The organism is Streptomyces sp. NPDC051218 (genome assembly GCF_044455475.1).
Classification (GTDB): Bacteria; Actinomycetota; Actinomycetes; order Streptomycetales; family Streptomycetaceae; genus Streptomyces.
In genome coordinates this window covers 432,404-458,455 of sequence record NZ_JBITEU010000008.1, presented here as the reverse complement: position 1 = coordinate 458,455, position 26,052 = coordinate 432,404, and the positions used below count along the sequence as shown (strand labels likewise).

Annotated in this window: 23 protein-coding genes; 16 read left to right on the top strand and 7 right to left on the bottom strand. The window is 72.1% G+C overall.

Annotation, left to right across the window (positions count from 1 at the left end; translation table 11 throughout):
• Positions 1 to 20: 20 nt before the first annotated feature.
• The 4 genes from ACIBCK_RS25555 to ACIBCK_RS25540 all read right to left on the bottom strand — a co-directional run bounded on the left by ACIBCK_RS25555 (position 21) and on the right by ACIBCK_RS25540 (position 5,133).
• Positions 21 to 1,514 carry a sugar transferase gene (locus ACIBCK_RS25555; protein ID WP_399393845.1) on the bottom strand — a complete coding sequence of 498 codons (1,494 nt, stop codon included), beginning with the start codon at positions 1,512 to 1,514 and terminating at the stop codon, positions 21 to 23.
• 406 nt (positions 1,515 to 1,920) lie between these two features.
• Complete coding sequence (locus ACIBCK_RS25550; protein WP_399393842.1) at positions 1,921 to 2,205, bottom strand: hypothetical protein; 285 nt, start codon at positions 2,203 to 2,205, stop codon at positions 1,921 to 1,923.
• Between the two features lie 179 nt (positions 2,206 to 2,384).
• Positions 2,385 to 3,065, bottom strand: coding sequence for an alpha/beta fold hydrolase (locus ACIBCK_RS25545; RefSeq protein ID WP_399393839.1), 681 nt, complete (start codon positions 3,063 to 3,065; stop codon positions 2,385 to 2,387).
• 94 nt (positions 3,066 to 3,159) lie between these two features.
• Positions 3,160 to 5,133 carry a hypothetical protein gene (locus tag ACIBCK_RS25540; RefSeq protein ID WP_399393836.1) on the bottom strand — a complete coding sequence of 658 codons (1,974 nt, stop codon included), beginning with the start codon at positions 5,131 to 5,133 and terminating at the stop codon, positions 3,160 to 3,162.
• A gap of 618 nt (positions 5,134 to 5,751) precedes the next feature.
• On the opposite strand from ACIBCK_RS25540, the gene ACIBCK_RS25535 reads away from it, so the two are divergent.
• The 16 genes from ACIBCK_RS25535 (at position 5,752) to ACIBCK_RS25460 (ending at position 21,905) form a co-directional block, all read left to right on the top strand.
• Positions 5,752 to 7,911 (top strand): hypothetical protein, encoded by a 2,160-nt coding sequence (locus tag ACIBCK_RS25535; RefSeq protein ID WP_399393834.1) that lies wholly within the window; start codon positions 5,752 to 5,754, stop codon positions 7,909 to 7,911.
• A 228-nt stretch (positions 7,912 to 8,139) separates the two neighbouring features.
• The gene (gene pelF, locus ACIBCK_RS25530) at positions 8,140 to 9,675 is read left to right on the top strand and encodes a GT4 family glycosyltransferase PelF (protein ID WP_399393832.1); all 1,536 of its coding nucleotides are present in this window, start codon (positions 8,140 to 8,142) and stop codon (positions 9,673 to 9,675) included.
• A complete protein-coding gene (locus ACIBCK_RS25525) occupies positions 9,672 to 11,090 on the top strand; it encodes a hypothetical protein (protein ID WP_399393830.1) in 1,419 nt (472 codons plus the stop codon). The genes pelF and ACIBCK_RS25525 overlap by 4 nt, the downstream gene beginning before the upstream one ends.
• An 84-nt stretch (positions 11,091 to 11,174) precedes the next feature.
• Entirely contained in the window at positions 11,175 to 12,176 is a 1,002-nt protein-coding gene (locus ACIBCK_RS25520) for a GDP-mannose 4,6-dehydratase (RefSeq protein WP_399393828.1), read from the top strand.
• A 101-nt stretch (positions 12,177 to 12,277) separates the two neighbouring features.
• Complete coding sequence (locus ACIBCK_RS25515; protein WP_399393826.1) at positions 12,278 to 12,991, top strand: NDP-sugar synthase; 714 nt, start codon at positions 12,278 to 12,280, stop codon at positions 12,989 to 12,991.
• A 7-nt stretch (positions 12,992 to 12,998) separates the two neighbouring features.
• Entirely contained in the window at positions 12,999 to 13,961 is a 963-nt protein-coding gene (locus ACIBCK_RS25510; protein ID WP_399393823.1) for an NAD-dependent epimerase/dehydratase family protein, read from the top strand.
• Positions 13,958 to 14,620, top strand: coding sequence for a spherulation-specific family 4 protein (locus tag ACIBCK_RS25505; protein ID WP_399393821.1), 663 nt, complete (start codon positions 13,958 to 13,960; stop codon positions 14,618 to 14,620). The genes ACIBCK_RS25510 and ACIBCK_RS25505 overlap by 4 nt, the downstream gene beginning before the upstream one ends.
• Positions 14,617 to 15,405: an endo alpha-1,4 polygalactosaminidase gene (locus tag ACIBCK_RS25500; RefSeq protein ID WP_399393819.1), complete on the top strand. Its 789-nt coding sequence runs from the start codon at positions 14,617 to 14,619 to the stop codon at positions 15,403 to 15,405. The genes ACIBCK_RS25505 and ACIBCK_RS25500 overlap by 4 nt, the downstream gene beginning before the upstream one ends.
• 99 nt (positions 15,406 to 15,504) lie before the next feature.
• Positions 15,505 to 15,891, top strand: coding sequence for a hypothetical protein (locus tag ACIBCK_RS25495; RefSeq protein ID WP_399393817.1), 387 nt, complete (start codon positions 15,505 to 15,507; stop codon positions 15,889 to 15,891).
• Between the two features lie 81 nt (positions 15,892 to 15,972).
• On the top strand, positions 15,973 to 17,172 hold the full coding sequence (locus ACIBCK_RS25490) for a sensor histidine kinase (protein WP_399393815.1): 1,200 nt from the start codon (positions 15,973 to 15,975) through the stop codon (positions 17,170 to 17,172).
• 2 nt (positions 17,173 to 17,174) lie between these two features.
• Positions 17,175 to 17,849, top strand: coding sequence for a response regulator (locus ACIBCK_RS25485; protein WP_399393813.1), 675 nt, complete (start codon positions 17,175 to 17,177; stop codon positions 17,847 to 17,849).
• Between the two features lie 85 nt (positions 17,850 to 17,934).
• Positions 17,935 to 18,894 carry an ATP-binding cassette domain-containing protein gene (locus ACIBCK_RS25480; protein ID WP_399393812.1) on the top strand — a complete coding sequence of 320 codons (960 nt, stop codon included), beginning with the start codon at positions 17,935 to 17,937 and terminating at the stop codon, positions 18,892 to 18,894.
• Positions 18,891 to 19,703: an ABC transporter permease gene (locus ACIBCK_RS25475; RefSeq protein ID WP_399393810.1), complete on the top strand. Its 813-nt coding sequence runs from the start codon at positions 18,891 to 18,893 to the stop codon at positions 19,701 to 19,703. Before ACIBCK_RS25480 ends, ACIBCK_RS25475 begins: the two co-directional genes overlap by 4 nt.
• A gap of 104 nt (positions 19,704 to 19,807) precedes the next feature.
• Complete coding sequence (locus ACIBCK_RS25470; RefSeq protein ID WP_399393809.1) at positions 19,808 to 20,215, top strand: N-acetyltransferase; 408 nt, start codon at positions 19,808 to 19,810, stop codon at positions 20,213 to 20,215.
• Positions 20,216 to 20,289: 74 nt separating this feature from the next.
• Positions 20,290 to 20,970, top strand: coding sequence for a hypothetical protein (locus ACIBCK_RS25465; protein WP_399393807.1), 681 nt, complete (start codon positions 20,290 to 20,292; stop codon positions 20,968 to 20,970).
• Between the two features lie 101 nt (positions 20,971 to 21,071).
• Positions 21,072 to 21,905 (top strand): DUF1206 domain-containing protein, encoded by an 834-nt coding sequence (locus tag ACIBCK_RS25460; protein ID WP_399393805.1) that lies wholly within the window; start codon positions 21,072 to 21,074, stop codon positions 21,903 to 21,905.
• 31 nt (positions 21,906 to 21,936) lie between these two features.
• On the opposite strand, the gene ACIBCK_RS25455 is transcribed toward ACIBCK_RS25460, so the two are convergent.
• From ACIBCK_RS25455 to ACIBCK_RS25445, 3 genes are all read right to left on the bottom strand, one after another.
• Positions 21,937 to 22,725 carry a VOC family protein gene (locus ACIBCK_RS25455; protein WP_399393803.1) on the bottom strand — a complete coding sequence of 263 codons (789 nt, stop codon included), beginning with the start codon at positions 22,723 to 22,725 and terminating at the stop codon, positions 21,937 to 21,939.
• Positions 22,726 to 22,829: 104 nt separating this feature from the next.
• Positions 22,830 to 24,419, bottom strand: coding sequence for a sigma-70 family RNA polymerase sigma factor (locus tag ACIBCK_RS25450; protein ID WP_399393801.1), 1,590 nt, complete (start codon positions 24,417 to 24,419; stop codon positions 22,830 to 22,832).
• A gap of 240 nt (positions 24,420 to 24,659) precedes the next feature.
• The gene (locus ACIBCK_RS25445; protein ID WP_399393799.1) at positions 24,660 to 25,808 is read right to left on the bottom strand and encodes a serine hydrolase domain-containing protein; all 1,149 of its coding nucleotides are present in this window, start codon (positions 25,806 to 25,808) and stop codon (positions 24,660 to 24,662) included.
• Positions 25,809 to 26,052: the final 244 nt, after the last annotated feature.

The following is a 26,052-nucleotide window of genomic DNA, read 5'->3' as shown; positions in this document are numbered from 1 at the left end:
GAGCCGTGAACCCCCGCACATCAGTAGGCCCCCTGCCCCTGGAGCACCGCACGCAGCGTCTTCCACAAGATCACCGTGTCCAGGGCGAGCGACCAGTCCTCCACGTACCGCAGGTCCAGGCGGACCGCCTCGTCCCACGGCAGATCGCTGCGTCCGCTGATCTGCCACAGCCCGGTGAGCCCTGGTTTGACGAGCAGCCGCCGCCGGATGTCCGGGCCGTACGCCGCTGACTCCTCCGGCAGTGGAGGCCGCGGACCGACCAGGGACATCGAGCCGAGGAGCACGTTGAAGAGCTGCGGGAGCTCGTCGAGCGAGTAGCGGCGAAGCACCGCGCCGACCCGGGTCACCCGCGGATCGCGGCGGAGCTTGAAGAGCAGCCCCGCCCCTTCGTTGCGGTCGGCGAGCTCCGCACGTGCCCCGTCGGCCCCGACGACCATGGTGCGGAACTTGAAGATGGTGAACTCGTGGCCGTCCTTGCCGACCCTGCGCTGGCGGTACAACGCCCCACCCCGGCTGTCGACGAGCACGAGCAGCCCGACGAGCACCATCAGCGGTGCGAAAAGCAGCAGCAGGAGCGCGGCGCCCGTCCGGTCGACGACCCCTTTGACCGCCCGGCGCCCCCCGGTGAAGGTCGGGATGCTGACCCGAAGGAGCGGGATGCCGAGCACCGCGTCGACGTGCAGCCGCGGTCCCGCCACCTCCATGAGGACGGGGGCCACGACCATCTCGGCGTCGCTGCCCTCGAGGTTCCAGGCGAGGCGCTGCAGCCGGTCCGGTGACCAGTGCGGGTCAGGTGTGACGGCGACGACGCGGTAGCCGTCGCGACGGACGTGGCCCGCGACGTCCGTCAGTGGGCCGACCACTGGAACCCCGTCCAGTCGGGCGCCGGCCACTCGGTCGCCGTCGAGCCCCAGACCGTCCTGCGTGCAGACCGCCTCCACCCGCCAGCCCAAGTGCGGGAACTTACGGGTCCGGGTGATCAGGTCGCGCACGGTGGCCGGGCTCCCGGCGGCGAGCACCGGACGCAGGCACCGTCCTTCCTTCCGCTGTTTGTGCAGCCAAAGACGGAGCAGATACCGCTCGGTCATGGTGACGAGCGCGATCGCCGGGATCGCGACGAAGATCCAGAGTTTGATGTTGCGCGAGGTCAGGGCGATACCGCCGAGCGACAGCACGACGACCGCCGTGAAGATCGAGCGGCCGAGCCGGCGGAATTCCTCCGCGCCCTGGCCGAGAACCGCCGGTGCCCATGCCCGGCTCACCGCCAACGCTCCCAATACGAGGAGCTCGGTGCCGAAAGCGAGAATTCCCCACTTCTCATGCCAGTTGGCGGCGTCGCGGGCTCCGAAGAAGCTGCCGATCGCCGCCACCACGAAAAACGTGGCGACGGTATCGCTGATGATCACGGTACGGCGGTACCGCTGCTCCCAGTCACTCGCGGGTCTTCTGATTGCCCCGTTCGTCAGACGCCCGCGCGCCGACGGAAACGGGCTGACTAATTCCCCCTGCTGCACAGGACCCCCCACAGGTCGCCAGTGGCTCGGCGCCTCGGCCGAACACTGTTCCCGCAGGAGGCACCCCCGCCCCCCCGCGCCGCGCTGTTCCTCCCCTCGGGAGGCCCCGCCTCCCGTACCTGACACTTCAGCTGTTCCCACGTCCCGAGGCGCGCGGAAACCCGTCGAAACCTTTGGGTGCTCCCCAGCACCCAAGGACCCCTGTGGACCGGCTTTCCGTAGCGTCGCGCCTGGAGATCATTAACGGTCGCTTCATGTCTGAACAGCTGAAGCACGGTCAATCTAGACCATTGGCGCCGGTATGAAGAGAGGATGTGTGGAATTTGTGGTCAAGCTTTGAATTTGGCTTTGTCGATCACTCGCCCGAGCGGTCCAGGCCTCTCGGGCGAGTGGGTGCCTGGAGCTTTCAGGCTCCGGGGATCCAGTAGTTGTGCACGGAGGACGACCCGGAATCGCCTCCGGGTCCTGACAGGCCGACCGACTCCGCCACGGGCCCGACCTTCTCGGAGAAGGCCTGCACGTGCCGCTCGGACTCCCAGAGGTCGTAGATGTCCAGACCGTCGCTGCCGGGTACGCAGACGTGGGCGATGCAGCCGTCGAAGATCTCGGGCGTTTCCTGGAGCTTGGCGTTGAGGGTGTCGTACTGATCGGTGGTGACACCCGGCAGGGAGACATGCATGAAGATCGCCATGGCGGACGCTCCTAGTGTCATGGGTGATGAGCGGGCGAGGAGAGTCGCCGCACGGCGGCCGGCGCCCTATGGCCAGCACAGCACGTGCCTGCACCGATGGCACCAGCAAGTAACGCGTGGCCCGGACAGGGTCGATCACTGGGCGGCCCTTGGGCGGTCATCCTCGCGGCACGGGCGCGTCATCCTGAGGGAGTGAACCGCTCGGCGATCACCGGCGGCAGGTCGGTGATGCCCAGAAGTCCTGCCACCGCCTGCCCCGTCAGGTCGTGCCACGCGGCGGCGCGGCGCAGCATGGCGTGGTCACCGCCCCGCATCAGCACGGTGGCCGCCTCGGCGCCCGCGGCGCGGGCCCGCGCCGCGAAGTCCTGGGAGGACCTCGGGTCGGTCGTACGGTCCTGGTCGCCGTGCAGCAGCACCACGCGCCGGCCGCGCAGGTGCGCCACCGGCTCCCCGGCGGGACACCAGGGCGCGAGACCGACCACCCCTCGCACGAGCGGACTTCCGGCGGCGCGCAGCGCGGCGCGGGCCCCCATCGAATGCCCCACCAGGACGGTCGGCGCGCCGCCGGTGAGCAACTCCAGCTCGTCCAGGGCCCGCTGGGCGTCCCGCGCCGCGTCCGCACGCTCGCCGTTCCAGCCCCGGACGCGGTAGCGCACCCGCGCCATCAGCACCGCGTCTCGCGACGTCGACCTGCGGATCGCCCGCTCGAAGAGACGCAGCCGCACGCCCGGCAGATTCCACGCCGGGGGCGCGGCGGTCCCGAACTCGCGGCCGCCGTGCAGCAGAAGCACGGCGGCACGCGGCTCCTGGACGGGCCTGCTCAGCTCAAGGACCGGGCGGTGGCCATCGCGGAAGGGCACGTCGACTCCTCGACATCTCGGTGACCGCGGACGCGGACGGTGGCGGTTGCCTCCGCAAGGCTGCCATCGGCACCGTCCGGTCGCGGAACCGCCCTCAGCGCACGGGACGCCGTCCGACCTCGTCCAGCCTCTCACCGTCCGTGAGACGTGCCCGTACGGTCACGTCGGGGCTCCGGGGAGCCTTGACGGCCAGTGTGCGTCCTTCATCGGTCACGTCCACATCTCCGGTCACCTCGATCCCGTCGACCTCGCGGCTGCCCGCGGCGAGGAGGTAGTGGCGTCCGGAGCCCGCCGTCCAGGACGTACCGGCCACGACATGCTGGCCGAAACGGCTGCAGGCCGCGGTGGAGTGCGCACGCCCCACGACCTTCGCCGGTGCCGTGGCCGACTCCGCGGACGTGCGGAACTGCACGAGGACGCTGCCGGGGCCGCGCCAGGTGGACGCACGGGTGCAGGACCACACCGCCCGGCCGCCCCGCTCGGGCAGCTCCTGCTCGGCGAAGTCCCACTGGTTCACGGACCGCACACCGCTCTGCCGCAGCTCGGGCAGCCGGCACGCGGTCCGCGCCCAGCTGCGCAGCGCCGCATCGCTCGTCGCCTCGCGAGGCTGCCGGGCCGGGGCGCCGGTGCCGGGCAGCGGGGTGTAGCTGAGATGCGCGGGAGTGAGGCCGCCCAGGTCGGCGACGAGGAAGGCGTGCTTCTCCACGATCTTGCCGGAGGAGCGCAGTTGCAGCACCGGCAGGCTGTCGCAGGCCCCTGTGCCCGATGGCTCGCCGACGGCGTCGGTGACCCCTTCGTCCGACACGTCCAGCGGTCGGCCGGGGGAGTTGGGGGGCAGCAGGTCACGCGTCTGCGCCTCGGCGATCCAAGGGGCGGTCAGATAGCGGAGCTTGCCCGCCGAGCGGCTGACGACGAGCGCGGCAGCCGTTGTCACGTCGGCTTCGTCGGAACGGGAGATGTCCAGCGACGCGGCGCCCGGTGAGGCGGCGGGTTCCGCGTAGCGCACGACGCGCCGACCGTCGTGGAACAGCACGACCGCGTCCCGGCCGACGTCACCCGCGTACAGCAACTGGGTGCCGCTGGGCGGAGGTTCGGCACTGGTGGCCTTCGCGACGCCGACCCGGGTGCCGGACGGCGGATCGGTCCAGACGCCGAGCGCGCGACTGATCAGCGCGTCGTCGTCGGTACGTGCGCCTCGGGCGGGCCACGCGGTGAAGTCCACCCGCGAGGTGTCGGCCCAGGCGTCTCGGGGAGTGCGGAGCAGCTCCGCGGGGGAGATCGCGGGGCGGGCGTCCGCATTCCGGGAGGACGTGCCCGCGGGCCCGCCCGCGACGCCGGTCAGCAGCGCGGCGCAGACGAGGGCGATGATCCCGATGGCCGACCAGGTGAGGTGGTACCGGCGCCTGCGGCGCAGCAGATCGGTCGGGCGGGTCTGTACGGAACAGGCGTCGAACTCCCGCGAACGCAGCAGCGCTTCAGCCGCCGCGCCCTTGGCGTCCCCCATGTCGCGGGCGGTGCGCAGTGCCTGCTCCGGCCGGGGCGCACCGGCGGCGGTGAGCAGCTCGACGACCTCGGAGCGGGGCAGGCCCTCCAGCTGGAGCAGCACGAACGCCGCACGCGCGGGTGCGGAGGCCTCGGAGAGGACCTGGCCCAGCGCGACCTCCTCGTCGCCGCCCGCGCGGGGGAACAGCCGCAGCCCCCACACCACGGGGAGCATCGGCAGCAGCGTACGAGGAGGGGGCAGGAAGCCCGGCCAGCCGCGGGGACGGCGGTCGTGGGCGAGCGCGGAGCGCAGCACGCGCGCCCGCACGTGGGCCGCCGCGGGGTGGGGTATGCCCCTGCGCTGCTCGGGCACACGGGGCGCCGCACGCCCGACGCGGAACCCGGGCAACGCGCGCTGTACCAGCGCGTGGGCGACGAGGACCCGCCTGTGCCTCCCGAGGTCGTGCGGGAGGGTGAGGTAGGCGAGGCGTACGAGCCGGGTGTACTGGTCGACGATGACGGCCTCGGCCTGGTCAAGTGCCACCCGCCCGGATCCTCTGGCCGCGGGTCGCTGCGATGTGCTCATCGATCAAGAAGCCTTCCAAAGGCTGACGACGTTGCGTCCTGACCACGTTCAAACGAGTGAATCGTGCGATGGTCACAGCCGGGTCCTCGGAGGATGCGAACACGTGCCCGAAATGCAAGAGCGCCCCCCTGTACGCCCCCCATCACGCCCTGAATTGCGCCCCCTCATGTTCATGGAACGCGCTTGCCGTGCAGGTCAGAACGCGCTTTCCGGGAGAAGGTGCCGCGCGGCGTGCCCGGCCCGGTTGGCTGATTTGGCGCGGTTCGGCGCGACCTTGATTCCTGCGCCCGCCGAGCGGGCCGTGAGGCGGCACGTGTAACCGACACCTATGAGTGATCCGGGGATCTTCCACCCCGCTGAGCGGCCACGGTGTCCCGGAGCGCCTGATTCCGCCGTGTCACCTCCCGCCCCCTCTTGCTCATTTCGTACCGCTAAGGGTTCGCCATCTTTTTTCCGCCAGGTTTCACAGAATCCGCACAGACCCCACAGGTGGACCGCACTATGTGACGCGTCAGAGCGAGACGGACACACGCTGCGACGTGTGACCGTCTCGTTGGGGGGCGGGCCGTGGGGTGGAGACATGCCATCGGTCCGACCGTGGAGGGGACCACTCACCGCATGAATCGCACCGCACGAGCGGCGGCTCTCGGCGCCGGCGCTCTGCTTCTCGCGCTCTCGCTGCCCGGCACTCCGGCCTCGGCGGCCGGGCTGCCACGCATCGACCTGCGCGTCCTGGTGGTGACCGACGGGGGTCCCGCCACCGCCGCGCTCACCGCCGAACTCGACGTCCAGGGCACGCCGTACACGACTGTCGACCTGCGGCAGAGCGGACGGCCCGTGATCAATGCCGCGTTCCTCGCGGACACCGTCGACGGCAGGGCGCGCGCCAAGTACCAGGCCGTCGTACTGCCCAACGACAACCCGTTCGGCGCCGGTTCGGCCGAGATGGCCGCCCTCGCCTCGTACGAGCGGACCTACGCCGTCCCGCAGGTCGACGCCTACACCTACGCCAGGCCCGAAGCGGGCCTGCGGACACCCGAGTTCAGCGGCTCGCTCGACGGCGTGCGGGCCCAGGTGACCGCATCGGGCAAGAGCGGCCCCTTCGGATACCTCGCCGGGCAGGTGCCCTTCGAGGACAACGCGCCGGACATCGGCGAGAGTTACGGCTTCCTGGCGAAGCCGGCGCCGGGCGCGGACTTCACGAGTTACGTGGACGCGCCGATCCCGGGCGCCGAGGGCCGCGGCTCGCTCGTGGGGGAGTACCGCCACGACGGCCGGCGCGAGCTGGTGGTGACGTTCGTCTACAACCAGCACCAGCAGCAGTTCCGGCTGCTCGCCCGCGGCATCGTCGACTGGATGACCCAGGGCGTCCAACTCGGCTCGTCCCGCAACTACTTCGCCGTGCACGTCGACGACGTCTTCGGGGCCGACGACCGCTGGGACAGCGAACTCAACTGCACCCCGGGCGACGTGGACTGCCCGCCGGGTGAGGGGACCCCCGACCCGATCCGTATGACGGCGGACGACGCGGCCTACGCGGCCCAGTGGTCCAAGGGCCGTAAGTTCCCGCTCGACATGGCCTTCAACGGCGGCGGCAGTGAACTGCACCGTGAGGAGAACGGCGGTGCGGACCCCCTCGCGGACCGGCTGATCGCCGACCGTGGCGAGCACCGCTGGCTCAACCACACGTACAACCACCCCTTCCTCGGCTGTGTCCAGGACGTCAGCACCGTGCCGTGGACCTGTGCGAAGAACACCGACGGCAGCACGCGCTACGTCTCCCGCACGGAGATATCCCGGCAGATCTCCGACAACCGCAATTGGGGCCGACGGGCCGGACTGCCGCTCCAGGACGGCGAGTTGGTCACCGGTGAGCACTCCGGGCTCAAGGTTCTGCCGCAGCAGCCGGACGACAACCCGAACTTGAGCACCGCCCTGCGGGACAACGGCGTGACCTGGCTCGGCTCGGACAACTCCCGCGACCGGGGACAGCGCCCGGTGGGTTCGGTGCTCACCGTGCCGCGCTACCCGATGAACGTCTTCTACAACGCGGGCCGCACCAGCGAGCAGATCGACGAGTACAACTGGATCTACACGCGCAAGGCGGACGGCGGCAGCGGTGTCTGCGAGAACTCCTCCGTCGCCACCTGCCTGGAGAGCCCTCTCGACGCCACCACCGGCTACCAGGACCACATCGTGCCGGTGGAGTCGACGATCGCGATGGGGCACGTCCTGGCGAACGACCCACGCCCGCACTTCATCCACCAGTCGAACCTCGCCGAGGACCGCATCGCGTACCCCGTGCTCGGCTCCATCCTCGACACGTACGGCGCGCTGTTCGCGGACAACGCCCCCGTGGTCAACCTGCGGATGGCCGACATCGGCGGCGAGCTGCGCTCCCGCGCGGCCTGGGACACGGCGGTCAAGGCGGGCAAGGTCACCGCCTACCGCATCGGCGACAAGGTGACCGTCCAGGCGCCCTCCGGCGTGGCCGCCCGCGCCACCATGCCCACCGGCACGGTACGGCAACTCCTCCTGGGTTCGGACCCGTTCGGGTCCGCCTACGCGGGAAGAACCTCCGGCTGGGTGTCCCCGGGGCTCCTCCAGAGCCGCGTCACGCTCGACCTGCCGTCCGCCCCGGCCGCGGGCAGTGCGACGGCCGAGCAGCCCGGCGTCACGAAGGCCGCCAAGAAGCTGCCCGTCCCGCCCGGCGCCACCACATACGTGAAGCCCGGCACCGACGGCCACACACCACGCGCGCTGCCCACCCGGCGCTGACCCACCCGGTCGCTCCCGGTGGCCGGCCGGCCCCTCCCGGCCGGCCGCCGGACCCATGACGGGCGCCGTCCACGCCCGCCCCCGGCAGTCCAGAGGCATCGCGCCACCGTCCCCCCGCGCCCGTACGTCCCGCATCCCGCCGTTCACGGAACTCGCCCACCCCGGCCCACCGGGGCGGGCGCCGCCGTCGGCTCCCTCGCGTTCGTATCTCACCCGCGGAGCCCCACCATGTCCGACTCACCCTCGCCCGTGCCGATACCGGCACCCTTCTCCAGGCCGTCGTCCCGCGCCGCACGGACCCGCGTCACCCTGCTGACCGAAGGCACCTACCCGCACAGCCATGGTGGCGTCAGCGTCTGGTGCGACCAACTCGTGCGCGGCATGCCCGACGTCGACTTCGGCGTGCTCGCCGTCACCGGCACCGGCCGCGAGAGCCTCGCCTGGGAGCTGCCGCCGCACGTCGACGAGCCCGTCTGTCTGCCCATGTGGGGCCCGCCCCCGCCCGGACATGCCCCGCGCGGCCGCCGCAGGCGCCAACTCCTCGGCTCCTACGAGCAGTTCCTCACCGCACTGCTCGATCCGGCCGCCGAGGACGGCTTCGCCCCCGCACTCCACGACCTCGCCCGGCACGCCCGCGACGGCGCCCTGGCACCCACACTGCGCACCGACCGCGCGGTCCAGGTCCTGACGTCCGTCTGGAACGCCCCCGGGCGGGCGACCGCCGAAGCGCGGCCGACCCTGCACGACGCGGTCACCGCCACCAGCCTGCTCGAACACGCGCTGCGCCCCCTGGCCGCCCGGCCGCCCGAGCGCGGCGTGGCGCACGCGGTCAGCGGCGGCATCGCGACCCTGCCCGGCCTGGTGGCACACCAACTCCACGGTGTACCCCTGCTGTTGACCGAGCACGGCGTGTACCTGCGAGAGCGTTACCTCGGCTACCGCACGGGCCCGTACAGCTGGCCCGTGAAGGCCGTGCTGCTCGGTTTCTTCCGGTTGCTCGCCGAAGAGACGTACCGCAAGGCCGCCCTGATCACCCCGGGCAACCGCTACAACCGCCTCTGGGAGGAGCGCGGCGGCGCGGAGCCGGCCCTCATCCGGACCGTCTACAACGGCGTGGACCCCGAGGCCTTCCCGCCCGCGGGACCCGAACCGCGCACCCCCACCCTCAGCTGGGCGGGCCGGGTCGACCCGATCAAGGACCTGGAGACCCTGATCCGCAGCTTCGCCCTGGTCAGGCAGGAGATCCCGGACGCCCAACTGCGCCTGTTCGGTGGCACGCCCCGGGGCGGCGAGGCCTACCGCGAGCGCTGTGAGGCACTTGCCGCCCAACTCGGTGTCGGTGACGCGGTGGTGTTCGAGGGCCGCGTCGAGCACATCAAGGACGCCTACTCGGCGGGCAACGTGGTGATGCTCTCCAGTATCAGCGAGGGCTTCCCCTTCACCCTGATCGAGGCCATGTCCTGCGGGCGTGCCACGGTCTCCACGGATGTCGGCGGGGTGCGCGAGGCCGTGGGTCCCACCGGCCTGGTGGTGCCGCCGCGCGCACCGGAGGCCATGGCGTGGGCCGTCGTCGAACTGCTCCGCGACCCCGCCCGCCGCACCGCGATGGGCGAGGCCGCCCGGCTGCGGGTGATCGAGCAGTTCACGCTCCGGCAGACGGTCGACGCGTTCCGTTCGATCTACGAGGAGTTGGCCGCCACCGGTCAACCGGCCGACCGCACACTGGAGTTCGCGATCCAGCACCTCGGCGAGGTGGCGGGATGAGCGGCCCGCTCCCTCTCAGACCGCGCGGCGTACATGCCCGCCGCGCGGACCCCGGCCAGGCCGCGAACACGGACGACACCCTCGCCCTGCGCCTCGCGCGCCCGCCCCGGCCCCGCATCCGGGCCGGTGTCGCGCTGCGCCCCGCCCGTACCGACGACCCCGTCGACCTGCTCGCCGCCGAACTCGCCGAGGAGGCGGGCGCGGCCGTGCACCCCTACGAGGTCGCCGCGCTCCTGGAGTCGCAGGGCCTGACCGGCGACAGGATCCAGGAGACCTATGGGCACCCCGATCTGTTCTCGCTTGCCGACGCCGTCTTCCGGCGGGTGCCCCGCAGCCACCCGAAACCGCCTGTGCCGCCGGACCCCTGGCGGCCCGACCACCTGCGCTGCGCCTTGCGGGGACTCCTCTTCGCGCTTCCCGGTACGGCATATGTACTGGCGCAGGGCGTTTGGGGGTCGGCCTCCGGGCTGTACGGTCTCATCGCCGCGGCCCTGGTGTCCTGGGCCTGGTCCCAGGCGCTGAGCCACCGTGCGTACAGCAGGCTCGCGACCGGGCGCCACGAGGCAGGGCGCACCCTGCTGACCGGCGCGCCGCTCGGCGTCGTGGCCGCTTCGGCCACCGGCCTGCTGGTCGCGGGCCCCGGCCCCGCCGCGCTGTTCGCCCTCGGGCAGTCCTGCTATCTCGCCGCGGCCGGGCTGCTGCTGGTGCTCGGCCACGAGAAGATCCTCGCGGCGGCGCTCCTGCCGGTCGTGGTGGCCGCCGCGGCTACGCCGTGGTGGCAGCCGCCGGAACTCCTGCGCACCGGACTGCCGTTGCTCACCGTCCTGCTCGCGGTGGCCGCCGCGGGGCACGCGCTGCGCTCGGCGCTTCGGGTGACCCCGGTGCCCGGCCCCGTGCCGCCGCTGGTGCGCTCGCTGCCGTACGGCCTGTTCGGTCTCGCGGCCGGTGCGCTCACCGCGGTGGCGGGACAGCAGGAGCCGTACGCCGTCATCGTGCTGACGCTGAGCATGGGCCCGGCCGAGTGGCTGCTCTACCGCTACCGCGGTCTCGCCGTGGCCGCCCTGCACGCCTCGACCACCCCCAGAGGCTTCAGGCTGCGCGCCGTGCGTGCGCTCATCGTGTGCGGCGCGGCCTACCTCGTGCCGCTCGCCCTGGGCGCCGTGCTCGTCGGCGCGAGCGCGATCCGGCTTCTCCTGCTCGGCGCCGTGCTGTGGACCGCCCTGCTCCTCCAGGCGTTCGGCGCGGGCTGGTCGTCCGCGGCGCCCTGCCTGGCCGCCGCGGCCCTCGTGACGGCACTTCCGTTCACCGGCACCGTTTCGACGCCCACCGCTCAACTCGTCGGCTGTACCGCAGCCGCAACGGCGCTCCTCGTGGTCGCCGTCCACCGTCTCGGCAGGCCCACGGCGCACGCCTGAGATGGGCCGGGCCGCGCCACCCGCACCTGCACCTTCAGCTGCGCTTTCACCTTCCTCTTCACCGTCCCAGCACCAGGAGCATCCATGGCATCCGCACCGCTCGTCGCCGTCACCGGAGCCGAAGGCTTCATCGGCTCCCACCTCACCGAGGCGCTCGTCGCATCGGGCCACCGGGTCCGCGCGATGGCCCAGTACAACTCCTTCTCTTCCTACGGCTGGCTGGAGACCCTCGCGCCCGACGTGCTCTCCGAGGTCGAGATCGTCCTCGGAGACGTGCGCGACCCGGGTTCGGTCCGCGGCCTGGTCACCGGCGCCGAGACCGTCTACCACCTGGCCGCCCTCATCGCCATCCCGTACTCCTACCAGGCCCCGCACAGCTACGTGGACACGAACGTGACCGGCACGCTCAACGTCCTCGAAGCCGTACGGCAGTTGGAGATCCCGCGCCTGGTGCACACCTCCACCAGCGAGACGTACGGCACCGCGCAGACCGTGCCGATCACCGAGGACCACCCCATCAACACCCAGTCCCCGTACGCCGCTTCGAAGGCGGGCGGCGACCGGCTGGCCGACAGCTACCACGCGAGCTTCGAGACGCCCGTGGTCACCCTGCGTCCCTTCAACACCTTCGGGCCGCGCCAGTCGATGCGAGCCGTCATCCCGACCGTCATCGGCCAAGTCGCCGCGGGGTCACGGGAGATCACCCTCGGCGACCTGCGGCCGACCCGTGACTTCACCTTCGTCGCCGACACCGCGCAGGCCTTCCTGGCCGTCGGCACCGCGCCCGCGGACGCCGTCGTGGGCCGCACCTTCAACGCGGGCACCGGCGGCGAGATCTCCGTCGGTGACCTGGTGCGGCTCATCGGCAAGGTGATGGAGGCCGACCTCGACGTGCGCGAGGACGAACAGCGCATCCGCCCCGCGGCCTCCGAGGTGATGCGTCTGGTCGCCGACGCGAGCAGGCTGCGCGCGGCCACCGGCTGGGCGCCCGGTCACGACCTGGAGCAAGGCCTGGCCCGCACCGTCGAGTTCTTCCGTGACCCGGCCAACCTGGCCCGCTACAAGACGGACATCTACAACATCTGAGCCGCCCGGCCGAACCGGCCAGTTCCGACCGCTGACCACTTCTGACCGCTGACCACTTCTGGCCGCCTGACCACTTCTGGGCACTCACAGGGGAGAAGATCATGCACGCAGTCATCCTTGCCGGCGGCAAGGGCGTCCGGCTCCGGCCGTACACCACCGCGCTGCCCAAGCCGCTGGTCCCGATCGGCGACCAGCACGCGATCCTGGAGATCGTCCTGCGCCAGCTGGCGAGCGCGGGCTTCACCAGCTGCACCATCGCGATCGGTCACCTCGGCCACATCATCCGCGCGTACGTCGGCAACGGCGCCCGCTGGGGACTGCGCGTCGGCTACTCCACGGAGGACAGCCCGCTCGGCACCATGGGCCCTCTCCTGACGATGATGGACCGGCTGCCCGAGCACTTCCTCGTGATGAACGGCGACATCCTCACCGACCTCGACTACGCGGACGTCCTGAACAGCCACCGCACGTCCGGGGCGCCGCTGACGATCGCGACGTACGCGCGCCAGGTGCGCATCGACTTCGGCGTGCTCACCACCGACTCGGACCGCGTGGTCGCCTTCACGGAGAAGCCGAGCGTGGACTACCGCGTCTCCATGGGGGTCTACGGACTCTCGCGCGACACGCTCGCCTCTTACACGCCGGGCCTGCCCCTCGGATTCGACGAACTCGTGCTGGACCTCCTGAAGACCGAGACGCCGCCGCACGCCTACAACTTCGACGGCTACTGGCTCGACATCGGACGCCCGGACGACTACGACCGGGCGAACGCGGAGTTCACCTCGCACCGCTCCCTCCTCCTCAAGGGAGCGTGAACCCGCCGTGCGCATCCTCGTCCTCGGCTCCACCGGCTACCTGGGCGGTCACATCGCCGAGCGGCTGCACGCCCTGCCGGACGTGCGGCTGCTCCGCGGCGGCCGTGCCCCCTCCGACGACCTCCGGATCGACCTCGCCCGGATGTCCCCTGCCGCACTCGCCGAGCAGCTCACCCGGGCCGAACCCGACGCCGTGGTCAACTGCGTCGGCGCGGTCGGCGGCAGCACACTGGCCCTCGCCGAGGTCAACTCCCGCGGCCCGGCCGCCCTCTGCGAGGCCCTGCGGACGGCGGCGCCCACCGCGCGCCTTGTGCACATCGGCTCGGCGGCCGAGTACGGGCCGACCGGCATCGGTGAGCGGACCACGGAGGAGGCAGGCGCCTGCCCGGTCGCCCCGTACGGAGCCACGAAACTGGCCGGCACCCTGGCCGTCCTCGAAGCGGAGCTCGACGCGCTCGTGCTGCGGGTCACGAACCCGGTGGGGCCAAGGGCTCCCCGGGCCGGACTGCCGGGGCGGCTCACCGCGGAGCTCGGCCGTGCGGTGGCCCGGACTCCGCACGCCACCGTGCGGGTCGGCGACCTGTCCGCGTACCGCGACTTCGTCGACGTACGCGATGTGGCGCACGCCGTCGCGCTCGCGGTGACCTCGCCGAAGCGGCTGCCGGGCCTGCTCAACATCGGCAGCGGCCGTGGCGTGCCGGTGCGCGACCTGGTGCACGGCCTGGTCCGGGCCGCGGGTTTCACCGGGCGCGTGGAGGAGTCGCTCGGCAAGGTGGGCCGGTCGGTCGCCGTGCCCTGGCAGTGCGCCGACATCGGCGCCGCGGCACGGGAGTTGGGCTGGACGCCGGCGCACTCCCTGCGGGATTCGGTGACCGCGCTGTGGGCCGCCGACGGCGCGGCGCGAAGCCGCCCGGAAGGCACGGGCGCCGGCGCGCCGTGTCTCTCGCCCGCCGGCGGGGACCCGCGATGACCCTGCTGGTGCCGCTCTACGTCCACCCGGCCGCGGACCCCGCGGCCTGGCAGGCGCTCGTGGCCGCCGCGCCCCAGCTGTACGGCGTCGTCCTGAACGTCGCCGACGGTCCGGGCGCGGCCCCCGACCCGGCCTTCGCCGACGCCTCGCGGACCCTGCGCGATGCGGGGGTGCGGGTGCTCGGGTACGTCGACACGGCGTACGGGGAGCGGCCGCTCGGCGCCGTCACCGACGACCTGGACCGGCACCGGGCCTGGTACGGCGTGGACGGCTGCTTCCTCGACCAGGTCGCGCCCGGCCGCCGCGAGCTGCGGCAATGCCGGCGCATGGTCCGCGCCCTGCGGGGGCGTGGCGCGGACACGGTGGTCCTCAACCCGGGCGTGCACCCTGCGCCCGGGTACGCCCGCGCCGCCGACCTGCTCGTCACGTTCGAGGGGCACTGGACGACGTATCTGGGCTCGTTCGCCGCCCCGTCCTGGACGGCCAGGCACCCTCCCGAGCACTTCTGCCACCTCGTCTACGGAGTGCCGCCCGCGCTGGCCCGCCTCGCCGGGCGCACCGCCGTGCAGCGGAGGGCGGGGGTGCACTGCGCCGTGCCCGGCGCGGGGCCCAATCCGTGGACACAGCCGCCGCCTGCCACGGCCGGGAGCATGACGTGAGGCTCCGCGCCGGGCTCGGCCCGTTCCTCGTCACCGTCCTGCTGCTGGCCGGCTGCGCGTCGGCGGAGCGGGACGGCGGCTCCACGGACCGCTGGCGGCCGCGGCCGGGCACCACCTGGCAGTGGCAGCTTGACGGCCGCGTCGACCCGAGCGCGGACGTCCCCGTCTACGACATCGACGGGTTCGAGAACCGCGCGTCCGACGTGGCCCGGCTGCACCGAGCCGGACGCCATGTCATCTGTTACGTCAACGCCGGTGCCTGGGAGGCCTTCCGTCCCGACAGCGACGACTACCCCGCGTCCCTCCTCGGCCGCGCCAACGGCTGGAAGGGAGAGCGCTGGCTCGACATCCGCCGCCTCGACGTACTGCGTCCGCTCCTCGCCGCGCGCTTCGACATGTGCCGGAGCAAGGGCTTCGACGCGGTCGAGCCGGACCTGCTCGACAGCTATCTGAACCGCACCGGATTCCCCCTGACCGCACGCCACCAACTGGCCTTCAACCGCATGGTCGCCCGCCTCGCCCATGACCGCGGCCTCTCCGTCGGCCTGAAGAACGATCTCCCCCAGATCCCTCAGCTCGTGCGTGACTTCGACTTCGCCGTCAACGAGGAGTGCGCCCAGTACGACGAGTGCGCCTCCCTCACGCCCTTCATCAAGGCCGGCAAGGCGGTGCTGCACGTCGAGTACGCCGTGCCCAATGAGGAGTTCTGCGCCCAGTCGCGTCGCCTCGGCCTGTCCTCCATGCGCAAGAAACTGGACCTGGGGGAGTGGCGCAGGCCCTGCTGACGCCCGGCCGTCCGCGTAACTGATGATCTTGCCCTCGCGTTGGTAGGCCGGGACCCGGCACGGAGGCCGGGTCATGACGAAGGTCGAGGGGCACGCATCATGCACGACATCACCAGGAAGATCGTCGCCGGGATCGGCACCATGGCCGCCGCGCTCGGCTGTGTCATCGTCAGCGGGCCGTCCGCGGCGGCCGATGGCGAATGGTGCAACCACTCGGTCTGCATCAGGACCTACGACAGCGGCACCTACCTCGGCAGGGTCGAGGTATCGGTCACCAACACCAACCAGCCGAACCGCATCCGCGCGCGCGTGTGGACCACGAACGGCTGGAGCGCCCACACCAAGACGGAGGACGTAGCCAAGTTCCGCACGTACCGGGACCAGGCCTACCCGCAACGCCACTTCCCCGCGGGCACCAGACTCTGCGCGGAAGGCTTCCGGGGCGGCAGCAGCGTGGGCCTTCCCTGCGTCACGATCACCGGCTGACCGGCCAGGACGGACCGGCCGGGGCCAGGGGTACTCCCGTCGGCGTACGCGTCGGCCGTGAACTGCTCCTATCGTGATTCCGTGACCACCTCCCGCCTCTCGCCGTGGCGCGTCCAGCGGCCTGTGCCTGCGCAGCTCATGGACGTGGGCGTCGCCGTGGTCGTCGGGCTGCTCACGGGTCTGGACGCGGCGGTCAACGGTCCCGGGCACCGGCAGGCCGACTGGCTGACGTGGACGCTGTTCGCCGTGTCCGTCGCGGCGCTCCTGGTGCGCAGCCGGTGGCCGGTCGCCGTCACCGTGGTCACCGGTGCGGCCTGCGCTGGCTGGGCGCTCTACGGGCACATCGGGGAGCTGCTCAATCTGCCGGTGATGGTCGCGCTGTACGCCCTCGCCGTGGAGGGGAACCGGCGCCGCACGCTGCGTGCCGCCGGGGTCGCCGCCCTCCTCTCGGGGGCGGTTTCGGTCGTCGCGGGCAAAGACGTGGCACAGCCCCAGGGCGCGCCTCTGCTGGAGATGCTCTGGCCTCTCGTACCGCTGCTCCTCGGTGAAGTGGTGCGCGGACGACGGGAGTTGTTGAAGGAGTACGCCGACCGGGCCGAGCGCGCGGAGGCCGACCGGGAGCGCGAGGCCCGGCGCAAGGTCGACCAGGAGAGGGTGCGCGTCGCGCGCGAACTGCACGACGTCATCGCCCACACCGTGTCGGCGATGACCGTGCAGGCGGGCCTCGCCCTGGACGCGCTCGACAGCAGACCCGAGGTGGCGCGGACGGCGATGCGGCAGGTGCGGACGTCCGGCAAGGAGGCGGTACGCGAACTGCGGGCCACGGTGGGCGTGCTGCGCGAGGGACGGCGTACGGCCTCCGTCGACCCGGCGCCCCGCCTCGCGCAGCTCGACGAACTGGTGGAGACGGCGCGCGGCGCCGGCCTGCGGGTCTCACTCCACGCCGACACGGATGGCCGTGAGCTGCCGCGGCTGGTGGAGTTGGCGGCGTACCGCATCGTCCAGGAGGCGCTGACCAACGTGATCAAGCACGCGAGCGCCCGGCACGTGGCGGTGTCGGTGGCCGTGACGGGCCAGTGCCTCGCCGTGGAGATCACGGACGACGGACCCGGCACCTCCGGGGGCGCGGGCGAGGGATACGGCCTGATCGGCATGCGGGAGCGGGCCGCCGCGATGGGCGGCAGTCTCGAAGCGGGCCCGCTGCCGGGCGGCGGGTGGCGGGTGCGCGGCATGCTGCCCTTGGAAGGCGGCATGCCGCCCGTTGCGGGAGGAGCGGCGTGAGCGTGAGCGACCGGATCAGAGTGCTGCTCGCCGACGACCAGACCGTCGTACGCGCGGGTTTCCGCGCCCTGCTCGACCTCACCGGCGACCTCGTCGTGGTCGGTGAGGCGGCGGACGGCGTCGCGGCGGTGGAACTGACCCGCACCACCCGCCCCGACGTCGTCCTGATGGACATCCGCATGCCGCGCGCCGACGGCCTCGAAGCCACGCGCCGCATCGTCGCCGACCGCACCCTCGACGCCGTACGCGTCCTGGTCCTGACCACCTTCGAAGCCGACGAGTACGTCTTCGATGCGCTGCGCGCGGGAGCCGCGGGCTTCCTGCTCAAGGACATCGAACCGGACGACCTGCGCACCGCGATCCGTACCGTCGCCGCCGGGCAGAGCCTCCTGGCGCCCGCGGTCACCCGCCGAGTCATCGAGGAGTTCGCGCGGCTCAAGGCGCCCGAGGCCGAGGCGCTACGGAGCCTCGATCCGCTGACCGACCGGGAGCGCGAGGTGCTCGCGCTGGTCGGCCGCGGCCTGGCGAACGACGAGATCGGCGCCCGCCTCCTCATGTCGCCGCTCACCGCGAAGACGCACGTCAGCCGGGCGATGACCAAGCTCGGGGCGCGGGACAGGGCACAGCTGGTCGTGCTCGCGTACGAGACGGGCCTGGTGCGCGCCGGCGAGAGCTGACCCGGCGCCCGCTACTCCCGGTGGAGTAGTCACCGACTCCCGGCGGCAGATGTCCGGGGCGCACGCTCTCCGTAGCGTCGACGGCATGATCGAAGCACGGGAACTCACCAAGAATTTCGGCGGCAAGACGGCCGTGGACCGGCTCACCTTCACCGTCCGCCCCGGCCGTGTGACCGGTTTCCTCGGCCCGAACGGCGCCGGAAAGTCGACCACCATGCGCATGATCCTCGGCCTCGACGCGCCGAGCGGCGGCACGGTCACGATCGACGGACGGCGCTACGACCGCCTGGCGGCGCCCCTGCGGGAGGTCGGCTCGCTCCTGGACGCCAGGGCGGTGCACGGCGGACGCACCGCGCGACAGCACCTCGTCGGCCTGGCCCGCAGCAACGGCATCGGCGCCGGCCGGGTCGACGAGGTCCTCGACGCGGTGGGCCTCACGAGCGTGGCCGCCCGGCGGGCGAAGGGGCTCTCGCTGGGCATGGGCCAGCGCCTGGGCATCGCTGCCGCGCTGCTCGGCGACCCCGGGGTGCTGATCCTCGACGAGCCGGTCAACGGCCTGGACACCGAGGGCATCCGCTGGATCCGCGACCTGCTCAAGTCCCTTGCCCTGGACGGCAGGACGGTGTTCCTCTCCAGTCACCTCATGAGCGAGATGGAACTGACCGCCGACCACCTGATCGTGATCGGCCGCGGCCGGCTCCTCGCGGACACGGACATGAGGGACTTCATCGAGAGCAACTCCCAGGGCGCCACCCTGCTGCGTACGCCCGACTCCGAGGCACAGCGGATGCGGGCCCTGCTGGAGACGGCCGGCGCGTCCGTGCGCCTGGACGCGCGCGGCGGTTGGCGGGTGGCCGGCCTGCGGCCCGCCGAGATCGGCGAGCTGGCTCGCACACAAGGCCTGGCCATTCATGAACTCACCCCGGCCTTCTCCACCTTGGAGGAGATCTACACCGACATGACGCGGACCTCGGTGGAGTACCGGGGCACCGCCACGACAACGTACGAAGCCGAGACGCCCGAGGCGAAGGAGCCGGTCCGATGACGACGCCAGCGACCAGGACCCCGACCACAACCCCGACCACAACCCCGACCAAGACCCCGGCCGTTCCCGGCTTCCGCGAAGCCCTGGCCTTCGAGTGGACCAAGTTCGCCTCCCTGCGCTCCACCCGGTGGACGCTCCTGACGACCGGTCTGCTGACCGTCGTCGGCGCGGTGTTCGTCGGCCTGAGCGGCAGCCTCCAGCCCGACGACACGGTGCTCGGCGGCAGCCTCACCCTCAGCGTCGTCTCGCTGATGGTCGCCGGCACGGTGGGCGCGCTGACCGTGTGCGGCGAGTACGCGAGCGGCACCGTCACCGCCACCCTCACCGCCGTACCGCGCCGCGGCCGGGTGCTCGCCGCGAAGGCGACCCTGCTGGTCTGCCTGCTGTACGCCACCGGGCTCGTCTCCTGCACGGTGGCCTATCTGCTCGGCGGTGCGGTCCTGGAGGACGGCAAGTACGCCCAAGGGGAGCCGCTGCCGGCCCTGTTCGGCATCGCGGGGCTCTTCGCGCTCGTCGGACTCATCGGCCTCGCGGTCGGCACCCTCCTGAAGCACACGGCCGGAGCCGTCGTCACGGTGGTCGGTGTCCTGCTGCTGCCGTCCCTGTTCGGCCCGCTGCTCGGTGACCTCCGGCGCTGGGTCGCGGGAGCGACGCCGACGGCCGCCCTGGAGAAGCTCACGCAGACCTCGGACGCGAGCGCGGAGACGGTCGGCAGCCTCGGCGCCTGGCCCTCGCTCGGTGTCGTCGCCGCCTACACCCTGCTGCTCCTGGTGATGGCCTGGCGGCGGCTGCGCCTGAGGGACGCATGAGGGGCGACGGCCGCAACCGTACGCCCGATGTGCACCCCCTGGCATGAAAAGCCACCCGGTACGGGGATATACGAAGGTCGATACCTATGACTAGTGTGCTCGCAATGTCTTTCCGAAGACGGCCTCCTCCCAGCCCGCGGGCAGTCACGTACCGATGCGCCCCGGCGACGGTGGCGGCGGGCCGCCACGTCATCACGCTCCAGGACGGTGACGGGCGGCACATCGGGCACCTCGACTACCAGGTGTGCCATCCCTGCGGCGCCGCCCACGTCAACACCATCGCGATCGCGGGCCATTGGCAGGGCATGGGCCTGGGGCGCGAGGCTCTCCACCGCGCCACCGACCCCTGGCCCGCCTACGCGTGGACCACGTCACGGCAGTCCGCCGACGGCCGGAAGTTCTTCGCCGCGATGGCGGAGGAGACCGGCCTCGATTTCGCGCCGGGAGCCGTGGAGTGCCCGCACATCACCGCTCCGCCACGTGGGCTCGGGCCCGGCAGCGCGCTGCTCTGAGGCGCCTTCCGGCCGGCGGGCGCTGCTCTGAGGCCCCTTCCGGCCGGCGATCCGCACGCGATAGCGTCGCCGCCGTGACGATCAACACGCGTGGCACCACCCCTGACTCCGCCGGGCACGCGGGGGTGACCGCCGGACAAGGGCGGACCGCCCGACGCGTCGCCGACCTCGTCGTTCTGCTGTCCCCGCCCCTGATGCTCCTCGTGCCCGCGCTGCTGATACGGGCACGGTTGATCGACGACGGCTACCTCTTCCTCAACCTCGTCTCGCTCGGCGTCAGCGGTCTCGTGGCGGCCTATTCCTCCATGGGCTGGCACGCCCGCCCGCACGGCGACGACCTGCTGTCCGCCCGCACGCTGAGCGGGCGGCGCACCGTCGACCTCGCCCGGCTCACCAAGGTCGGCCGCCTAGAGGTGCCGGGACAGGCCCGCACCGACGACCGGCTGATCCTCACCGACGCGCACGGCGTGCGCCTCATCCTCGACAAGCTCGCGGGCGGCGACGAAACGGTCGACGCCCTGGTGCGCAGGGCCCTGCGCACCAGGCCGCCCGGCGCGGGCGTGGTCGTATCGGACCGGGCCGCCGAACGCCTCGGCCTGCGTACGGAGGTCAGCCGCCCGCAAGGCCGCCTCAAGCCGGGCCGCACCATCCCCGAAGGGCTCGTCGGATGGATTCCCATCCTGTCGTTCCTCGTGTTCGCGCCGGTGAGCTTCGGGCTGCTGATCGCGGGCTTCCTGCTCTCCGGCCTCATCTGACGGCCCCGGGACACGACGGGCCGTCAGGCATGGCCGGGCACTGACGGGGGCACTCGGAGACCGGGCGTGTACGGCGCGCCCACGTTTCTGGGGAGGACACGATGACGCTGTCTCGATTGCACATGCGAGGCCGGAGCAAGAAGGCCGCCCGCCGCTCGGCGGAGAGGGAATCGCTGACGGCGGCGGGCCGCGCGGGCTTCGTCGCACGCGGTGTCGTCTACGTCCTCATCGGTGTGCTGGCTCTTCACATCGCCCTTGGCAGCGGCGGTGAACAGGCGGACAGGGAGGGCGCCTTGGCCCAGGTCGCCCAGCAGCCCTTCGGCGAGGAGATGCTGTGGGCGCTGGTCGTCGGATTCGGCTGCATGGCGCTGTGGCGGGGCGCTCGCGCGGTGGGGCGCCACGGGCCGCGACGGAAGGCACCGTCGCGGGCCCTCGACGGCGGCAGGGCCGTCTTCTACGGCTTCGTCTGCTGGGCGACCGCCGTGTACGCCGCCGGGCAGCGCAAGGGTTCCAGTGGCGACGCCAAGTCGCAGGACTGGACGAAGTCCGCGCTGGAACTTCCCTACGGCCGCTATCTGGTGGGCGCCGGGGGCTGCGTGCTGATCGGCGTCGGGGTGGTGCTCGCCGTGCGGGCGATGATGCGCCGCTTCCTGCGGCAGCTGGACCTCGGCTCCCTCAAGGGCCGCTCGCGCCAGGTCGTCACGGCCCTGGGCGTGACCGGCGGTGTCGCACGCGGTGCCGTGTTCGCCGCGGCCGGCATCTTCATCGTGACGGCGGCCGTCCAGTTCGACCCCGACGAGGCCAAGGGCGTGGACGCGACGCTCCGTAGCTTCGCGCACACCCCCGTGGGGCCCTGGCTGCTGGCCGCGGTGGCGGCGGGCCTCGTCCTCTTCGGCGTCTTCTCCTTCGCCTCCGCCCGCTGGCGGAGGCTGTGAGCCGGGCGCTCTGTGAGCGGCTTCGAGTGCTCTAGGAGAACGAGGGCATCTCGCCCCCCGTGGTCGTCAGGTCGATGACGCTGAAGGTGGCGCCCTGCTGGTCGGCGAGCGTGGCGAAGCGACCGAAGGGGCTGTCTATCGGGCCGAAGAGCAGCTGGCCGCCGAGCTTGGTGACGGTGGCGATCGCGGCGTCACAGTTGTCCACGGCGAAGTGCACGTTGACGAACGGCGGCACGTCCGGCGGGAACTCCTCGGTCATCTTGAGGCGGCCGAGGACCGTCTGGCCGTCGACCTCGAAGACGCTGAAGTCGGCGTCGTCGACGTCCATCCTCTTCGTCGTGTAGGGAAAGACCGAGGGCAGGAACGTGTCCGTGGCCACCGGGTCCCGTGTGGTGAGCTCCGCCCAGCAGTAGGCGCCCGCCTCGCCGGTCTTCTCGAAGCCCTGGTGGGTGCCCGGCTGCCAGACGCTGAAGTACGCGCCGCTGGGCTCCTGGGCCGTGGCCATGGTGCCGAAATCACCGAGCTCCATCGGCTCCATGGCGAGGGTCCCGCCGTTGTCACGGATCTTCGCGGCCGTCGCGGCGGCGTCCGGCGTCGCGAAGTAGAGGTTCCAGGCCGGGGGCCCGTCCATGCCCTGCGTCTGCGGCATGACGGCGGCCACGGCCTTGCCGTCCGAGCGCGCCTGGGTGTAGCCGCCGTACTCTTCCGAGCCGGCGTCGAACGTCCAGCCGAGCACTTCGCCGTAGAAGCTTTTCGCGGCCTCCACGTCGGGGAATATCGCGTCCGCCCAGCAGGGCGTGCCTTCCGGGTACGCAGCCATCGCGAGGGCCTCCAGTTCCGGCAGTTTCCTGTGGATTTCACGCTATTCGAACGAGCACGCCCGCGCCCGTCGAATCCCGCATCCACAGGCCCCACGGGCCCAGGTCACCGCGCGCCGAAGTTCTGCGTCCACCAGGGGCCACCGCTGCCCTGCCGGTAGCCGATGCCGATCTCCTTGAACGAGCAGTTGAGGATGTTGGCGCGGTGGCCCGAGCTGTTCATCCAGGAGTCCATCACGGCGGACGGGGTGCGCTGGCCGGCCGCGATGTTCTCGCCGTAGGTGCTCCACTTGTAGCCCGCCGCGGTGACCCGGTCGCCGGGGTCCTCGCCGTCGGGGTTCGTGTGGTCGAAGAAGTCGCGCTCGGCCATGTCGTCGGAGTGGCCCTGCGCCGCATCGCCCAGCTTGCTGTTGAGGGTCAGCGGCCCGCAGCCGCTCTTGGCGCGCTCGGCGTTGGCGAGCCGAGTGACCTCCTGGCTGTAGGAGTTGCCGGCCGGGGCCTGCGGAGCCTGGGGTGCGCTGCTGGTGTGGGTGGGCTCGGGCTTCGTGGGCGCCTTCGGCTTCGGCGTCCTGGTCTTCGACGGCGTGGGCTCGGGGGACGCTTTGCGCGTCTTGCTGGGGGTGGCGGAGGGGGATTTGCTCGGCTTGGAGGCCGTGGGGGAGGGGGCCGCCGGGGAGGGCGGCTGCGAGGCGGTGAGCGGCTGTGCCTCCGTCGGCTCGTCGTCCGATGGGCGCGTGGCCGAGTAGATGACCCCGGTCGCGATGACGAGCACGGCGACGCCCACGGCCACCGTCCGGCCCTTGCGCGGCATCCGGTGGCGCTTGGCGGCATGTCTCGCCGGAGCACTCCGGGAGCCGGCTATCTCGTACGTGTCGGCCGCCAGGTGGTGTACGTCGGCCGCGCTCGCCGCGCGGATCGCGCCGGGGGCCGCCAGCGCGGCGGACACCGGCACCAGGGCGAGGCCCACCAGCAGGCGCTCGGCGAGTACGAGCCCCGTGCCGTGGCCCGAGCACATCGCGCAGTCGCGGACATGCCGGGCCAGGCGCTTGCGCCAGAGGGCGGAGGGCGTGCCGTCCCAGGGGGCCACGACTTCGCTCAGGTACGCGCACCGGGGTGCGGCGGCCAGGGCGCGGACCACGACCCTGGCCGTCTCCAGCTGCGTCTTCATCCGCTGTACGCGGACCGTGGCGTGCTGCGTGGGCAGCTCGAGGGCGGCGGCGACCTCCGGCCGGGTGAGCTCGCCGGAGACCTCGAGCCACCACAGCGACAGGAGCGCGCGGTCGTCGGTGTCCAGCCACCGGGTGGCCTCGGCCACCTCCCGGCGCTGGCCCACCAGGCCGAGCCGGATGATCGTCAGGTCGACGAAGTCGGCGCCCGGATCCGCGACGTCGTGTGCCTCGTGCAGCGGGCTCGGGCTCTTCTGGCCGGACGCGCGCTGCTGCCAGTGCCTGCGGATCTCGTTCATGGCGATGGCCACGAGCCAGGACCGGAAGCTCGCCGGGTCGCGGAGCGACGCGAGCCCCGCCAGCGCCCGCAGCATGGTCTCCTGCACGACGTCGTCGACGTCGGCATGGCCGTCGAGCGCACGCCCGACGATGTTGTAGACCAGCGGCAGATACCCGGCCACCAGCTCGTCCTGCGCATGCTGGTCCCCGGTCTGCGCCGCCGTCACCAGAGGATCGTGTTCACCGATCATGGAATGCCTCACTCGCTTTCTTCGTCGGCACGTTCTGGCCTTACACCTGGGAGATCGCGTGAGCGTTCGGAGATAACAGAAAACCGCGAACAGAAAACCGCGAACAGGATTCCGGTTCGAGTCGGTGAGCATACGCACCGGCCGCCGCCGGAACGCCTGGCTCCCTTACCGGCATATCGGACATCGACCGGTTCCGCACGGCCGGCGGGGCTGAATGCGGGGCGGCGGTCGGCCAGTGGTTCACGCCCCCGTCAGGCACTCCTTGACCGCCCCGATGAGCCGCGCGGACCGTGCGTCGCCGTGGCCGATCATCCGGTTCGCGGTGTAGCCGAAGCCCACGCCGAACTCGTCGTCCCCGAAGGCGAATTGACCGCCCGCCCCGTCGTTGCCGAAGCTCCGCGCGCCCAGCATCGGGCGGAACCGAGGGGCATCGAGCAGAAAGCCCGAACCCCAGCGGGCGCCAAGATCGGGGAAGCCGGACCAGGACGGCCCCGCCGTGAGTTCGCGCACAGCGTCCGTCACGGTGTCCCGGGTGAGCAGCCGTGGCGAGCCGTCGACCCCCGTCGCCGCGGCCGCGTACAGCGTCGCCAGGGACCGGGCCGACGACACCGCGCCCGCCCCGGGGATCTCGGCGCGCAGCAGGGCCGGGTCGTTCCAGCCGTGCGGTGCGTCGAGACCGGGGAAGGCGAAGGCGCCGTTCATCGTCACGATCCGCATCACCAGGGACTCGGGGTCGGGGTTCCCCGGCCTGCCGTCGGCCTCGACGAGCCGGGCCAGGTGGGCGACCTCGTCGTCGGGCAGGCCGATCCAGGTCCGCAGTCCGATGCGGTCTCCGATGGCCTCGCGGAAGTACGTCCCCGGGGTCAGGCCGGTGACCCGGCGGATCAGCTCGCCGAGGACGAAGCCGAAGGTGTGCCCGTGGTACTCGTGGGCGGCTCCCGGCTCCCAGAGCGGCTTCTGCTCCTCGATCGCGCGGACCACCGGCGCCCACGCGGTGATCTCGTCGAAGCTCAGGGTGCGGTCAAGGGCGGGGAGCCCGGCGCGGTGCGCGAGGATCATGCGCGGCGTGATCGCCTCCTTGCCGCCGTGTGCGAACTCCGGCCAGTAATGGGCCACCGGAGCGTCGAGATCCAGTCGGCCCTCCTGGGCGAGGAGATGGACACAGACGCTGACGACGCCCTTGGCGCAGGAGAACACCGGGACGACCGTGTCCTCGTCCCAGCGGCGCCCGGTCCGCTCATCCGCGATGCCGCCCCACAGATCCACGACCTGGCGCCCGTCGACGAACACGGCGACAGAGGCGCCGAGTTCACCGGACTCGTCGAAGCTACGCGAGAAGGCGTCCGCGACCGCCCCGAACCGCTCGTCGGCCCATCCGCTGTGCTCCATTGCGACTTCCCCATCTCGTGTCCGTTGTCGATCAACAAGACCGTTGATCGACCGGGGAACGCTATGCGGCAGGACCCAGGGCCTCCAACGCATTTACGGGGAAGCAGATATGCACAGCGGAAGTCCGCGGATCTCCTGACGGAGCGTCACGAGCTGGCCCTGCCTCCCAAGGCCGCCGCGACGAAGTGGCAAGGGCACTGCGCGCCCACACCGAACTGGCCCCGGCTGCGACGGAGTTGGCGGG

Bases quoted from the DNA above. Each gene is read 5' to 3' on its own strand.
- ACIBCK_RS25550 (WP_399393842.1), bottom strand. From the start codon at position 2,205: ATGGCGATCTTCATGCATGTCTCCCTGCCGGGTGTCACCACCGATCAG.
- ACIBCK_RS25540 (WP_399393836.1), bottom strand. From the start codon at position 5,133: ATGAGCACATCGCAGCGACCCGCGGCCAGAGGATCCGGGCGGGTGGCA.
- ACIBCK_RS25535 (WP_399393834.1), top strand. From the start codon at position 5,752: ATGAATCGCACCGCACGAGCGGCGGCTCTCGGCGCCGGCGCTCTGCTT.
- pelF (WP_399393832.1), top strand. From the start codon at position 8,140: ATGTCCGACTCACCCTCGCCCGTGCCGATACCGGCACCCTTCTCCAGG.
- ACIBCK_RS25525 (WP_399393830.1), top strand. From the start codon at position 9,672: ATGAGCGGCCCGCTCCCTCTCAGACCGCGCGGCGTACATGCCCGCCGC.
- ACIBCK_RS25520 (WP_399393828.1), top strand. From the start codon at position 11,175: ATGGCATCCGCACCGCTCGTCGCCGTCACCGGAGCCGAAGGCTTCATC.
- ACIBCK_RS25515 (WP_399393826.1), top strand. From the start codon at position 12,278: ATGCACGCAGTCATCCTTGCCGGCGGCAAGGGCGTCCGGCTCCGGCCG.
- ACIBCK_RS25505 (WP_399393821.1), top strand. From the start codon at position 13,958: ATGACCCTGCTGGTGCCGCTCTACGTCCACCCGGCCGCGGACCCCGCG.
- ACIBCK_RS25495 (WP_399393817.1), top strand. From the start codon at position 15,505: ATGCACGACATCACCAGGAAGATCGTCGCCGGGATCGGCACCATGGCC.
- ACIBCK_RS25480 (WP_399393812.1), top strand. From the start codon at position 17,935: ATGATCGAAGCACGGGAACTCACCAAGAATTTCGGCGGCAAGACGGCC.
- ACIBCK_RS25475 (WP_399393810.1), top strand. From the start codon at position 18,891: ATGACGACGCCAGCGACCAGGACCCCGACCACAACCCCGACCACAACC.
- ACIBCK_RS25470 (WP_399393809.1), top strand. From the start codon at position 19,808: ATGTCTTTCCGAAGACGGCCTCCTCCCAGCCCGCGGGCAGTCACGTAC.
- ACIBCK_RS25460 (WP_399393805.1), top strand. From the start codon at position 21,072: ATGACGCTGTCTCGATTGCACATGCGAGGCCGGAGCAAGAAGGCCGCC.
- ACIBCK_RS25455 (WP_399393803.1), bottom strand. From the start codon at position 22,725: ATGGCTGCGTACCCGGAAGGCACGCCCTGCTGGGCGGACGCGATATTC.
- ACIBCK_RS25450 (WP_399393801.1), bottom strand. From the start codon at position 24,419: ATGATCGGTGAACACGATCCTCTGGTGACGGCGGCGCAGACCGGGGAC.
- ACIBCK_RS25445 (WP_399393799.1), bottom strand. From the start codon at position 25,808: ATGGAGCACAGCGGATGGGCCGACGAGCGGTTCGGGGCGGTCGCGGAC.